A 12236-nucleotide genomic window follows, 5' to 3' on the forward strand; every position below is an offset into this window, starting at 1 on the left:
CGGCGGTGCGCAGCCGGCGTGGGGTCAGAACCAGTGCAGGCAGTGCGGGGCGCGCTCGCCGCGGAAGAGGGCGTCGGCGAGGACGGCCGCACCCGGGCGGTGGGCCCGGATGTGGCCGGCCCGCACCAGCGTGCTCGGGGCGGTGCCGCCGAGGTAGACCGAGCCCAGGTCGCTGATGTCCAGGGACAGGTCGGGCTCGCGGTGGGTCGGCACGCAGTCGGCCTTGCCGTCCCGGACGGTCAGCAGGTAGCGGCCGTGCTCGCCGAGGAACGGGTCGTCGACGTCGAGGACGAGCTCGCCGTCCGCGAACCAGCCGCGCGCGGTCAGCGCCCGCGGTACGTCCAGCAGCCGCACCCAGAGCCAGTCGGTGTCGCCGGTCACCTCGCCGCCGCGGAAGTCCTCGAGCTGCCAGCGCAGCGGGTGCTCGGTCGGGACGTGCTTGAACACGACCGTGGTGGCCAGGTCGTGGCCGAGCAGGAACCGGGCGAGGGCCGTGTGCACGGCGTCGTCGGCCGCGATGATCTCGTCGGCGGTCAGGCTCCCGGCCTCGAGCGAGTAACTGGCGTACCCGTCCGGGACACCGTCGGCGTCCCGGTGGACGGCGACGTAGCGCGGCGCCCGGGAGACCGGCGGCTGCCCCGCGCCCAGGGCCCACCAGCGGTGCGGCCGGGACAGCGCGCCGGGCTGGGCGCGGCGGTACCGGTCGTAGACCTCTTCCAGGATCCCGCCGCAGTCGGCCCGCCGCAGCACCTCGACCGTGCCGGCGGCCGGGCCGGCCGCCGAGCCGGCCGAGGTGGCGCCGTCGGCCGCCCGGCGCGCCCGCGGAAGGGCGGAGGCCGCCCGGTGGCGCGGTACCGTCAGCCGCGCCGTGTACGTCGCCGGCCCGTAGCCGAACCTGCGGTAGATCACGGCCTCGGACGCCAGCAGGACGGCGAGGCACTCCCCGCGGTCCCGCACCTCGGTGAGCTGGTGCCGCATCATCGCGGTCAGCACGCCCTGGCGCCGGTGGGTGGGCAGGACGCCGACGGCGGTGACCCCGGCGGCCGGGACCAGCACCTCACCGGGCAGGGTGAGTTCGAAGGAGTACGCCCCGGCGGTGCCGACCGGCCGCCCGTCCGCCGCCACGGCAAGCAGGCTGCGGTCCATCTCGTACGCGGCCCAGAGGACCCCGCCGCCGTCCTCGGCCGGGGTCTGCGGGAAGAGCCCGAACGCGGTGTGAACGGTGTCGACGAAGACGTCGAGGTCCTGGTCGGTGGTGGGACGAATGTCCATCGGTGCCGCTGCCTCCCCTGGTTGCGGGCGCAGCACGACGCGTGGCGCCCCGCCACAGTGCAGCGTCACCGGGCGGCCCGGTCAAGCGGATTACCTGCGGGGACGGCGCAATCGACCGGCCCCCGGGGGCCGGTCGCTCAGGCGGAGGCGGTCCAGCCGCCGGACGTGGTGGTGGTACGGACCGGGGGTGCATCGATACCGGTGCTGGTGCTGGTGCTGGTGCTGGTGCTGGTGCTCATGGTGCGGGCCGCCGGGCCTGGGCGGCCGTCCCAGGTGGCGGCGTTGGGTGCGGCGGACTCCGTGGTGGTCCGGCGGAGGGCGGCGGGCGCCGGGGCCGCCGCCGGACGCGGGTCCTCCCGCTCGATCCGCAGGACCAGGTTGCGGCCGCCCGGGTTGCCCGGCCGCTCCCGGTCGGTGCTGCGGACCAGCTGTCGGCGCACGCCGCCGCTCTCCTCCCAACGGCCGACCACGGCGCGGATGTTGGGCTCCCAGACGCCTCGGTGGCAGTGCTCGACGGCGAGGTCCCAGTCCTCGGCGTCGATCAGCTCGCCGGCGCCCGGCTCCCCCGGCACCACGATGGTCCGGCCGCCGCGGACGGTCACCACGGCCCGCTGCGGCCACTCGGCCTCCACGCCGGTCACGGTGATCCGGTGGGGGCCTCGGTAGGTCGGCATCTGGTGGTCACTCCCGCGAGCTGTCGGGCCGCCACGGGTGGCGGCGGGTCCTGACAGCAGGTACGGCCGGCGGCCCGGCCCCGGTTCACCGCGTCGGCGACGCGACCGGTGGCGGGCCGTCGGCGGCGCGCCGTACGGGCGGGTCAGGGCGCCAGGGTGAAGGAGACCCGGCCGAGCCGGCCCTGGTCCCGCAGCGTCCGCAGCTCGGCGGCCGGGCCGGACGCCGCGGGGCCGGGCGGTTCGGCCAGGACCGCGCCGCTGTGGCGCAGGGCCGCGGCGGCGTCGTAGCCGTAGGCGTCCTCGAGCACGGCCGCGAGGCCGTCGACGGCGGCGCGAGGGTCGGTCGCCCCGGCCACGGACCACGCGTTGACGCCGAGCCGGGCGGCGGCCGCCTCGGCGGCCAGGTCGGCGCCGGCGGCGGGCAGCACACCGCGGTCGGCGCCGAGGGTGAGGTAGACCTCGGTGCCGGGGCGGGCCGCGAGCAGCCGCCGGAGCGCGTCGACCACCCTGGCCCGCAGGTCGGGGTCGGCGAGGCTGTCGGCGGGCAGGTGGACGTCGACCGCCCGGAGCCGGTAGCGGTCGACGGTCGCCAGGTAGGCGTCGGCGAGTCCGGCGCCGGTGGCGCAGGAGCGTTCCAGGGTGGCGGGGCCGTCGCCGCCGAAGGAGACCAGGACGTCGCCGCCGCGGGCCCGGACCGCGTCGGCCTGCTCCGCCCGGTCGGTGCCGTCCGCCCAACTGGGGCCGCAGCCGCCGTCGGAGACCACCGCGGCCAGCGCCGCGTGCGGCGGCCCGCCGGGCTCGCGGCCCGGGTCCACGGCGTGTTCGAGGTCGGTGACGGTCCGGCCGGGCGGCAGCCCGACGGCGTCCGCGCCGACCGGGCCGCGGACGGTGAGGCCGGCCGGCGCCTCGGCGGCCCGGTCCAGGCCGTGCTGCAGCGCGAGGCCGCCGGCCAGCACACCCGTCACGGCGAGCGCGGTGGCCGCCCGTCTCAGTCCGGTCCGGCCCCGGGCCCGTTCGGTCCCACCACTCATCTCGCTGCCTTCGCTCTCCGTCGACCTCGCACACTGCCGTCCTGGTCAACGAGGCAGCCGGGAAAAGCGGTTCACGATTCGTCAGCCACCTATCGTGCACGACCCGCACGGGGGGCGCAACCGGCGCACGGCCACCCCCGTGACCGCCGGTCCCGGCGTCGTCCGACGGTCCGTCAGCCGTTGATCACGTAGGCGTCGCCGTGCACCCGCCAGCGCAGCGGGGCGGCCAGGTCGAGGTTGCCGGCCTGGAGGAACCAGCGCTGCTCGGTGTCGACCCTGCCGGTGTCGCGGTGGGCGCGTTCGGTCAGCATGGCGGCCCGGCGGGCGTCCGGGAACGCGTTCAGGTAGGCGGTCTCGTCGCCGCCCCGGGCGGGTGTCCTGGCCTTCCTCATCGCGGTCGCGCGGATCCCGCCGAAGCTGACCGGGCCGTCGCCCGGGCCGTGCATGACGATGGCGTCGTAGTAGATGAACCGGCCGAGCGCGCGCAGCCCGTCCGCCTGCGCCTGGCGGACGGCGGGGTCGAAGTAGACCCGGTCGCGCTCGTCGTCCTGGGCCCGGCGGAACGCCGGGTCGTCGGCCGCCCGGGCCCAGTCGGCGGTGAAGGTGGGGTCGAGGCCCTGGTGCGAGGCGCTGCCGTCGACGGGGCCAGCGCGGGGAGGTACTTGACCAGGGGGTTGCCCGGGTCGAGGTCGCGGTGGTGCCGGACCGGTGGCCCGACGCGGGGCCGGCGACCGACCCGGCGGCAGCGGGCAGCGCGGTCGAGAGCGGCGGTACCCGGCGGCGTCCGCCGCTGCCTCGGCCCCGGCGTCCGGGTCCCCCGACGCCCCCTCCGCCGAACCGTCCGCTGCCACCGCCGCCTCGCCGTCGGAGGCCACCGCGCCGTCCTCCCCCGCGCAGTCGCCGACCGCGGCCCGGACCACCGCACCAGCCGTGCCCGTGGCGGCGCCGCCGTCCGCCGGGCCCGGGCTGCACCGGCCCGGGCGGGCACTTGGCGGTGTGGTCGTCCACCGGGCGGCGGACGGCCGCGTTCGGCGCGGACGGGGAACCCGCCCAGGTGGTGTTCGCGCCGGGGAGCCGGTTCGTCGTCCTCGACGTGCTGCCGGGGGACGGCGACGAGCGGCCGGCCCGGATCCTGCTGCGCGAGGCCGCGCAGACCGCCGCCGCGGACTCCGGCGACCGCGACCGCAGCGCCCTGGAGCGGCTGGCTGGAACGCCGGGACAAGGTGGCGCCCGCCGACCGTACGGCGGTGGACCGGCCCGAGCGCTTCCGGCTGGCCCTGGGCATGGACCTCCCGGTGCCGTAGATCGCCGGACCGGGCACGGCCGGCCCACCCGCCGGGCCGAGGTCCGTGGTCAGCAGGTCGGCGGCCAGCGGTCAGCAGGTCGACGGTCAGCAGGTCCGGGACGGCAGGATGAACCGGGCCCAGGTCGGCGCGTCGAGTCCGGCCGACCGGCAGTGCGCGACCACCCGCTCGGCCGTGGCCAGGGCGGCCCGGACGGCCGTCGGCTCGATCCGCATCGCCGAGCCCATCTGCACGTCGGTCCAGCCCCGGTCGGCGAGCAGCAGCACCACTCCGGGGCGGGCCCGGCGGTCGGTCCGGCCGAGCTCCATCAGGTCGAGATCGCCCCGGCGGGCCAGCCCCTCCCCCAGGGCCATCAGGTCGTGGATCTGTCCGCCGAACCTGCGGCGCTCGGCGGGGGTCAGGCCGCCCCAGACCCCGTCGCTCTCCTCGTGCTCCATCGCCCGGCGCAGGCAGGGCTCCCGGACCAGGCAGCCGCTGCAGACCAGTTTGGCGGCGCGGGTGCGGGACTCGGCGTTCTCGGCGCGGACCCCGAAGAAGATCTCCGGGTCCACGTGGCGGCAGGCGGCCGCCTCCATCGACGGCCGTCGGGTGATCGACTGTACGGACATCAGCTGCCTCTCCGATCGGTGCTCACCCGGCGGGCCGCCGTTCGCACGGCGAGCGCCTGCGGCCGGGCGTCCTCAGGACAAGAGACGCATCGGGCGGCCGCTTCGGTTCAGCCGGCACCCACCTTCCGACGATCTTCCCTGTCTTGACAATTTTTCTTGTCGGTCGCACCCTGGAGAGGTGCTTGATGTCGCCGTGATCGAGGAACCCGCCGCGGCCGAGGCCTCCCTGGACCCGATACGGTCCCGGATCCTCGCCGCCCTGGCCGAGCCCGGCTCGGCCGCCATGCTGGCCGGCCGCCTGGGACTGCCCCGGCAGAAGGTCAACTACCACCTGAAGGAGCTGGAGCGGCACGGGCTGGTCGAGCTCGCCGAGGAGCGGCGCCGGGGCAACGTCACCGAGCGGGTGTACCGCGCCACCGCAGCCTCCTACGTGATCTCCCCGGCCGCACTGGGCGCGGTCAGCCCGGACCCGGCCCGCTCCCCCGATCAGCTGTCGGCCCGCTGGCTGCTGGCCCTGGGCGCCCGGCTGGTCCAGGAGGTCGGGGGTCTGCTGACCGGCGGCGCCCGGGCCGGCCGGCGGGTCGCCTCGTTCGGGATCGACGCCCAGGTGCGGTTCGCCTCCGCGGCCGACCGGGCGGCGTTCTCCGAGGAGCTGGCCCAGGCGGTGGCGGGCCTGGTCGGCCGCTACCACGACGAGTCCGCCCCCGGGGGCCGCCGCCACCGGGTGGTGGTCGGGCTGCACCAGATCCCCACCACCGACACCCCCACCGCCGCCGTCCCCGCCGCGGCAGCGGACGCCGGGGAGAGCCGGGCCGACCGGGCCCGGGACGACCGGCCCCCGCCACCCACCCGCACCGACACCGATACCGACACGACCCAGCACGGACCGGGAGAGGAGAACCGACGATGACCCACCCGTTCGAGATCGGACTGGAGACGAGCCTGCCCGCCGGCCCCGAGCAGGTCTGGGAGGCCATCGCCACCGGACCGGGGATCGACTCCTGGTTCATGGGCCGCAACCAGGTGGAGCCGCACGAGGGCGGGACCGCCGCCATGGAGACCGGCGGCCGCCGGGCGGAGGCGCTGATCACCGCCTACGAACCGGCCAAGCGCTTCGCCACCCGCACACCCACCTCCGAGGACGGCCGGTTCATGGCCTTCGAGTACCTCATCGAGGGGCGCGAGGGCGGCAGTACCGTCCTGCGCGTCGTCCACAGCGGCATGCTCGGCGACGACTGGCAGGACGAGTACGACGCACTGCGCCGCGGCTGGCCGTTCCACCTGGGCACCCTGCACGAGTACCTGACGTACTTCCCCGGACGCACCGCCGTCCCGGTCTTCGCCGCCGCGCCGACCGCGCTGGCACCGCAGGAGATCCGGGCGGCACTGGCCCGCGGGCTGTCGATCCCCGCCCCCGTGGCCGTCGGGGCGCGGGCCCAGGCCGGTCCGGCCGGCCTGCCGCCGCTGGACGGCGAGGTGACCCGGGCGGACGACGAGCGCTTCGAGGTCCGCACCGCCGACGGGATCTACACCTTCCACCAGGGACCGGGCATCGCACTGATGTTCCACCACCTGTTCGGGCCCGGGACCGACGGCGCCGAGGGCGCCTGGCAGCGGTGGCTGGCCGCCCTGCTCACCTGACTCACCTGACCCGCCCCCCGGCCCACCCCTGGCCGTCCGGCCGCACCCCGCAGTCCGGCCGCACCCCACGAGACACCGAGGAACCACCCATGCGCACCCTCATCAGCACCGCCTTCATCTCCCTCGACGGCGTCATGGAGGCGCCGGGCGGCGAGCCCGGCTACCGCAACGCCGGCTGGACCTTCAAGGAGGTCGAGTTCGTCCCCGAGGCCTTCGAGATCAAGGGGCGCGAGCAGGAGGAGTCCGCCGCCCTCCTGCTCGGCCGGACCAGCTACGAGGCGTTCAGCCCCGTGTGGCCGGACATGCCGGAGTTCGCCCGCTACCGGACGCTGCCGAAGTACGTCGTCTCCACCACCCTCACCGACGACCGGCTGGCCGGGAACTGGGGCGAGACCACGATCCTGCGCTCGCTCGACGAGGTCGCCGAGCTCAAGCGGACCGAGGGCGGCCCGATCATCGTCCACGGCAGCGCCACGCTGAACCACGGCCTCTCGGACGCGGGCCTGATCGACCGCTATCACCTGCTGGTCTTCCCGCTGCTGCTCGGCGCGGGCAAGCGCCTGTTCAGCACCACCGACAAGGACACCCAGAAGCTGTCGCTGGTCGAGCACGAGGTCTACTCCAACGGCCTCCAGAAGCAGGTCCTCGACGTGGTCCGCTGACCCCGTTCCGGCCCGCCGCACCGGCCATCGACCCAGCGCGTACCGCGAGTTGCCGGTCCGTCAGGTGACCGCCGGTCCTCCGGCCGCTGCCCGCCGTGCCCGCCCCGCCCGCGCCAGGACGCCGCCGTGCGGGCCGCGGCGGCCTCCGTACGGACGGCCGGCGCGGTGGTGCGCCGGGCCGCGGTGGTCCGCCAAGGCCCGGCGGCCTCAACAGTCCGGCGGGACGGTCAGTGCGGCCAGCTCCGCCTCGAACAGCACCTCCGGGTCGAACCCCATCCCATTGAACTGGCCGGCGAGTTCGAGCGACAGCACCCCGTGCAGCCGGGTCCAGGCGAGCAGGGCCAGCCGCAGCACCGCCGGTTCGGCCGGGTGGTCGCCGGCCCAGTCCCGGTGCCGGGCGAGGTGCGGGTCGAGCGGGGACCCGGCGCCGGGGCCGGGCCGGTCGGGCTGCCGGGCGCAGGTGTCGAGCAGCGCCGCCATGATCTCCGCCGCGATGGCCGTGGTGTCCGGCGGGGCCTGGTAGCCGGGCACGGGGGTGCCGTAGATCAGGAAGTAGCGCTGGGGGTCGTCCAGGGCCCAGCGCCGCAGGGTGCGCGCCAGCCGTGACAGGTCGGCGCCGTCCGCCTCGGCGGCGCCGAAGGCGTCGGCGAGGCTGCGGTAGGCGTCCGAGATCAGTTCGGTGATCAGTTCGTCGCGGCCGGCGAAGTACCGGTACAGCGCGGGGCCGCTCATGCCCATCTGCTTGGCGATGGCGTTGAGCGAGAGCGCGGAGGCGCCCGCGGTGGCGATCTGCTCCCTGGCCAGTGCCTTGACCTCGGTCCGGATCTGGTCACGGTAGCGCTCGCGCGGGGTACGTGCGGCCTGGGCCATGGTGTCCGCTCCTTCGGGTCGGGCGGCACGCCGCCATCTAGTTAGACCCTATCACTATCGGCACACCCACTTGACGGGCCCGGATCGATGGAGTTATAACTTCTAACGAACGCAAGAGTCAGTCATCAGCAGTGAGGTGGAGCGAGATGCCGGTCACCGAGGAACTCGTCGAGGTGGTCCTGCCGGGCACGGTGGAGCCGGAGGGCCTGGAGCTGCGCCGCAGGGCCGTCCCGCGGCCGGGGCCGGGCCAGGTGCTGGTCGCGATGGAGGCCACCGGGGTCTCGTTCGCCGAGCAGCAGATGCGCCGCGGGCGGTACTACGACCAGCCGCCGTTCCCGTTCGTGCCCGGCTACGACCTGGTGGGCACGGTCCGGGCGGCCGCCGCAGACGTCCCGCCCGGCCTGGTCGGCCGCCGGGTGGCCGCGCTGACCAAGGTCGGCGGCTGGGCCAGCCACGTCCTGCTGGACGCGGCCGACCTGGTGCAGGTGCCGGACGGCGTCGGCGCGGCCGAGGCCGAGACGGCCGTCGTCAACGGGATCACGGCCTGGCAGATGCTGCACCGCAAGGCACGGGTGCGGGCCGGGCACACCGTGCTCGTCCACGGCGCCAACGGCGGGGTCGGCTCGGTCCTGGTCCAGCTGGCCCTCGCCGCCGGCGCCCGGGTCATCGGGACGGCGTCCGCGCGCCACCATGACGCCCTGCGCGGGCTCGGTGTGGAGCCGGTCGACTACCGCGCCGGGAACGTCCCGGCCCGGGTCCGGGAGCTGGCCCCCGGCGGGGTGGACGCCGTCTTCGACCACGTCGGCGGCCGCAGCGTGACCGACTCCTGGCACCTGCTCGCACCCGGCGGCACGCTGGTCGCGTACGGCAGCGCGGCCACCCGGGACGACTCGGGCTCCAAGCAGTGGCCGGTGCTGCGGATCCTCGGCCGGGTGTGGGTGTGGAACGCGCTGCCCAACGGCCGCCGGGCGTACTTCTACAACGTGTGGGCCGGCCGGGCACTGGGCCGCGCGCGGTTCCGGGCCAGGCTGCGGGCCGACCTCTCCGCGGTGTTCGCGGCCCTGCAGCGCGGCGAGCTGACCGCCCGGATCGCGGCCGAACTCCCGCTCCACCGGGTGGCGGAGGCCGTCCGGCTGGCCGAGTCGGGCACCGTCAGCGGCAAGGTCGTGCTGACCCCGTAGCGGCTCCGAGCGCTGGCGCCCGACGGCCCCGCCTCACCGGCCCGACCCGCCGCACCGACCTCGCCTCACCGGGACAGCCGCTCGTACCAGCGGCGGAACAGCTCCTCCGGGTCGTCCGAGTACGACCACGGGATCCGGGTCGGGCGGTTGCCCAGCAGTGCGAACACCTCGCGGGCCCGGTCGGTGACCCCCGCCATCACCAGCCCGTGCGCGAGGAAGTTGAGGTCGGCGACGTCCTGGGCCAGTTCGAAGGTGCGGTGCCCGAGCCAGTGCTCGCAGGTCTGGCCGAGGTCGCGCAGCGCCGCGTCGCTCTTCCAGTGGTGCGACAGCGCGAGGTCGGTGGCGCCCCCGGTGGTGACCAGGTGGCGGTAGTGCTCGGCCCGGGCGGCCTGGGTGAGCGCCAGCAGCGGCGAGCCGGACGGCGCGAACGAGGCCGTCTCCCAGGCGAAGTCGTACATCTTGGAGTGCGAGCCGTGCCAGCGCGCCGACAGGTGGCGCAGCACCTGGTGGTGGCCCTCGCGGGTGTCCCGGTCGCGGGCCTGGAGTTCGCGCCACCACTGGCCGAACTGCGGATGGCCGCCGGCGTACAGCCGGGCGACGGTCATCAGTGACACCCAGGGCACCGGGTCGTCGGGGTAGCCGTGGGCGGCCTGGAGGCAGATCCGCACCACCCGGTCGAGGCGGTCGCGGCCCAGCGCGTCCTGGCCGGGAGTGGGGGCGGGGCCGCCGGCGACGGCGTTGAACAGCCGCATCACGTCGGTCTCGGCGCGCAGCACCATCGCGTCGGGGTTGGCCGGTTCGGCGGCCTGCCACGTCTCGACGGTGCGGTTGCCGGCGGCGGCGTCGGCGAGCAGGCGCATCCGGTGGGTCCGCCGGTCCCAGTCACGGCCGGTGGCCCGGAGCAGGTCGCGGGCGCCCTGCCAGCGGCCCACCAGGATGTCCTGGCGGGCCTCGGCGAGCGGCCGGTCGCCGAGGGTCGGGTCGAAGGCGGATCCCTGCGGGCGGCTGCGCGATCGGGCCATGGGTGGGTGCTCCTCGGGTGTCGGGTAGGGGGCGGGTGGAGTCGGCGGCACGGGGCCGGGGCGGGGGCAGGGGAGCCGGAAAACGCGAGGTGGGCCGGCCGCCTGGGCCGGCCCACCGGGTGGGTCACAGATCGGTGGCCAGGCCGTCCTGTCCTGCGCCGGACAGGGCCAGTTCGCTGTCCCCGTACCGGGCCTCGATGTCGTCGGCGTCGGCGGCGTCGAGCCGGGCCGGGCGGTAGTAGGAACTGCCCTTCATCCAGTACCAGGCCATCGGGATCAGCCCGAGCGCCAGGGTGCCGAGGCCGAGGCCCAGCTGCAGCGCGGTGAAGTCGAACAGCGCCTGCACGAAGACGAAGGCCATGAACAGCGCGCCGGCCAGCGGCCACAGGCCGATGAACACCGCGTTGGAGAGCGACTTGAGCAGCAGCCGGCGGTAGGCGACGACCACCGCGAGGCCGGCCAGCGCGTAGTAGAACGCGATCTGCAGGCCGATCGCGTTGACCGCGGCGGTGAGGATGGTGTTCACCGAGCCGAGCGCGTTGGAGCCGACGAACAGCAGCAGCGACACCACCGAGACGGCGGCCAGCGCCACCCACGGGGTCTGCCAGCGCAGGTGGGACTTGCCGAACACGGCGGGCACGGTGCGGTCACGGCCCATCGCGAACAGCGAGCGGGAGACCTGGATCAGGGTGGTCTCCAGGGTGGCGATGGTGGACAGCACCACGGCCACCACCAGCACCTTGCCGCCCCAGCCGGGCCAGACCGCCTCGCCGAGGTCGGAGAGCAGGGTGCCGCTGTTGGCCTGGATGTCGTCCTGGGTGATGATCAGGTTGACCGAGATGGTGATGATCTCGAAGATCGCGAACGCGGTGACCACGCCGAGCAGGCCGCCGAGACCGGCGTTGCGGCGGCTGTTGGTGGTCTCCTCGCTGAGGTTGGCGGTGACGTCCCAGCCCCAGAAGTAGAACGCGGCGATCAGTGCGGAGGCGGCGAAACCGCTCACCCCGCCGAAGTTGCCGAAGCCCCAGATCCAGGACCAGTCGAAGACCGCCGCCGTGCCGCCGTGGATCAGCGCCGCGACACCGAAGACGATCAGGATCAGCACCTCGATCCCGGTCATGATCCACTGGGCGTGGGCGGTGATCCGGGCGCCCATCAGCACCAGCGCCGCCATCACCAGGAACCAGCCGGCGCCGACGGTGGTGGCCAGCGCGGTGTTCTCGGCCAGGTCGGGCGAGAACAGCGACAGCGTGTACGAGCCGGCCGGCAGCGAGCCCGCCACCATGAACAGCGTGGCGGAGACCACCAGCGCCCAGCCGCTCATGAAGCCCAGCGACGGGTGCAGCGCCCGGCCGACCCAGGAGTAGCTGGCGCCGGCGTTGACGTCGATCCGGCCGAGGTAGTTGAACGCCCAGGCGATGCCCAGCATCGGTATCGCGCACCACAGCAGGGCGGCGGGCGAGTACAGCCCGGCGGCCCCGGCGAGGGTGGCGGTGGTGGCGGCGAGCGAGTAGGCCGGAGCGCTTCCGGCCACCGCCATCACGATCGTGTCGAAGGTCCCGAGGACGTTCGACCGCAGGCCTGACCTTCCTTGGGAGGTGTGCCCAGAGCTCATCGGTGGCGCCTTTCCTGCCATGCCGCAGGGCACGCCGGCCTCGGCGCGCCCGCGAAGGGGGGGTGTCGGTCGCCCGGGTCGCCGGGCGTACGCGGGTCCGCCGCCGATGGGGCGCGGGGCGGTCCGCGGTGCTGCGGGAGTGGTCTGTACCGCGGTGGGACGGCTGCGGCGGCCCGGGAGGGGAAGCGGGGAAGCGGGGGGAGCAACGCAGTCCCGCCCGCCGTCGGCCGGCGACTCTGCCGCCTGCGGGCCTCACTGCTCCCGGCGGGGACACCGACCGGGAATGGCCAGGAGTATTTCCACTGGCCAAATCGCTGTCAAGGCAACCAGGTTGATAATCGGTTAATTGTGTCGGG

The 12236-nt window shown here is 75.2% G+C and carries 11 protein-coding genes and 1 pseudogene; 4 read left to right on the plus strand and 8 right to left on the minus strand.

Annotation, left to right across the window (positions count from 1 at the left end; genetic code table 11):
- Positions 1-24: 24 nt before the first annotated feature.
- The 5 genes and pseudogenes from AB0D08_RS22840 to AB0D08_RS22860 all read right to left on the minus strand — a co-directional run bounded on the left by AB0D08_RS22840 (position 25) and on the right by AB0D08_RS22860 (position 4889).
- A complete protein-coding gene (locus tag AB0D08_RS22840) occupies positions 25-1272 on the minus strand; it encodes a GNAT family N-acetyltransferase (RefSeq protein ID WP_359891146.1) in 1248 nt (415 codons plus the stop codon).
- Positions 1273-1409: 137 nt separating this feature from the next.
- Positions 1410-1946, minus strand: coding sequence for a hypothetical protein (locus AB0D08_RS22845; protein WP_359891148.1), 537 nt, complete (start codon positions 1944-1946; stop codon positions 1410-1412).
- Between the two features lie 143 nt (positions 1947-2089).
- Entirely contained in the window at positions 2090-2977 is an 888-nt protein-coding gene (locus AB0D08_RS22850) for a hypothetical protein (protein ID WP_359891150.1), read from the minus strand.
- A 173-nt stretch (positions 2978-3150) separates the two neighbouring features.
- Positions 3151-3662, minus strand: a pseudogene (locus tag AB0D08_RS22855) (chitosanase); the annotation flags it as partial.
- A 705-nt stretch (positions 3663-4367) separates the two neighbouring features.
- Positions 4368-4889 carry a WhiB family transcriptional regulator gene (locus AB0D08_RS22860; protein WP_359891153.1) on the minus strand — a complete coding sequence of 174 codons (522 nt, stop codon included), beginning with the start codon at positions 4887-4889 and terminating at the stop codon, positions 4368-4370.
- Positions 4890-5067: 178 nt separating this feature from the next.
- Between AB0D08_RS22860 and AB0D08_RS22865 the strand changes: the two genes are divergently transcribed.
- The 3 genes from AB0D08_RS22865 to AB0D08_RS22875 all read left to right on the plus strand — a co-directional run bounded on the left by AB0D08_RS22865 (position 5068) and on the right by AB0D08_RS22875 (position 7192).
- Positions 5068-5799, plus strand: coding sequence for a helix-turn-helix domain-containing protein (locus AB0D08_RS22865; RefSeq protein ID WP_359891156.1), 732 nt, complete (start codon positions 5068-5070; stop codon positions 5797-5799).
- Positions 5796-6530 (plus strand): SRPBCC domain-containing protein, encoded by a 735-nt coding sequence (locus AB0D08_RS22870; RefSeq protein ID WP_359891159.1) that lies wholly within the window; start codon positions 5796-5798, stop codon positions 6528-6530. Before AB0D08_RS22865 ends, AB0D08_RS22870 begins: the two co-directional genes overlap by 4 nt.
- A gap of 89 nt (positions 6531-6619) precedes the next feature.
- Positions 6620-7192: a dihydrofolate reductase family protein gene (locus AB0D08_RS22875; RefSeq protein WP_359891162.1), complete on the plus strand. Its 573-nt coding sequence runs from the start codon at positions 6620-6622 to the stop codon at positions 7190-7192.
- 207 nt (positions 7193-7399) lie between these two features.
- Here the strand turns inward: AB0D08_RS22875 and AB0D08_RS22880 are convergent, their stop codons facing one another.
- Positions 7400-8062, minus strand: a complete 663-nt coding sequence (locus tag AB0D08_RS22880; protein WP_359891164.1) for a TetR/AcrR family transcriptional regulator — start codon at positions 8060-8062, stop codon at positions 7400-7402.
- A gap of 146 nt (positions 8063-8208) precedes the next feature.
- Here AB0D08_RS22880 and AB0D08_RS22885 point away from each other — a divergent pair, with 146 nt between their 5' ends.
- Positions 8209-9243 (plus strand): medium chain dehydrogenase/reductase family protein, encoded by a 1035-nt coding sequence (locus tag AB0D08_RS22885; RefSeq protein ID WP_033821043.1) that lies wholly within the window; start codon positions 8209-8211, stop codon positions 9241-9243.
- Between the two features lie 65 nt (positions 9244-9308).
- On the opposite strand, the gene AB0D08_RS22890 is transcribed toward AB0D08_RS22885, so the two are convergent.
- Entirely contained in the window at positions 9309-10265 is a 957-nt protein-coding gene (locus AB0D08_RS22890) for a hypothetical protein (RefSeq protein ID WP_359891167.1), read from the minus strand.
- 124 nt (positions 10266-10389) lie between these two features.
- Complete coding sequence (locus tag AB0D08_RS22895; protein ID WP_359891170.1) at positions 10390-11880, minus strand: APC family permease; 1491 nt, start codon at positions 11878-11880, stop codon at positions 10390-10392.
- Positions 11881-12236 lie beyond the last annotated feature (356 nt).

The organism is Kitasatospora sp. NPDC048540, from assembly GCF_040651175.1.
In the GTDB taxonomy this organism is placed as follows: Bacteria; Actinomycetota; Actinomycetes; order Streptomycetales; family Streptomycetaceae; genus Kitasatospora.

Bases quoted from the DNA above. Each gene is read 5' to 3' on its own strand.
- AB0D08_RS22840 (WP_359891146.1), bottom strand. From the start codon at position 1,272: ATGGACATTCGTCCCACCACCGACCAGGACCTCGACGTCTTCGTCGAC.
- AB0D08_RS22845 (WP_359891148.1), bottom strand. From the start codon at position 1,946: ATGCCGACCTACCGAGGCCCCCACCGGATCACCGTGACCGGCGTGGAG.
- AB0D08_RS22850 (WP_359891150.1), bottom strand. From the start codon at position 2,977: ATGAGTGGTGGGACCGAACGGGCCCGGGGCCGGACCGGACTGAGACGG.
- AB0D08_RS22860 (WP_359891153.1), bottom strand. From the start codon at position 4,889: ATGTCCGTACAGTCGATCACCCGACGGCCGTCGATGGAGGCGGCCGCC.
- AB0D08_RS22870 (WP_359891159.1), top strand. From the start codon at position 5,796: ATGACCCACCCGTTCGAGATCGGACTGGAGACGAGCCTGCCCGCCGGC.
- AB0D08_RS22875 (WP_359891162.1), top strand. From the start codon at position 6,620: ATGCGCACCCTCATCAGCACCGCCTTCATCTCCCTCGACGGCGTCATG.
- AB0D08_RS22880 (WP_359891164.1), bottom strand. From the start codon at position 8,062: ATGGCCCAGGCCGCACGTACCCCGCGCGAGCGCTACCGTGACCAGATC.
- AB0D08_RS22885 (WP_033821043.1), top strand. From the start codon at position 8,209: ATGCCGGTCACCGAGGAACTCGTCGAGGTGGTCCTGCCGGGCACGGTG.
- AB0D08_RS22890 (WP_359891167.1), bottom strand. From the start codon at position 10,265: ATGGCCCGATCGCGCAGCCGCCCGCAGGGATCCGCCTTCGACCCGACC.
- AB0D08_RS22895 (WP_359891170.1), bottom strand. From the start codon at position 11,880: ATGAGCTCTGGGCACACCTCCCAAGGAAGGTCAGGCCTGCGGTCGAAC.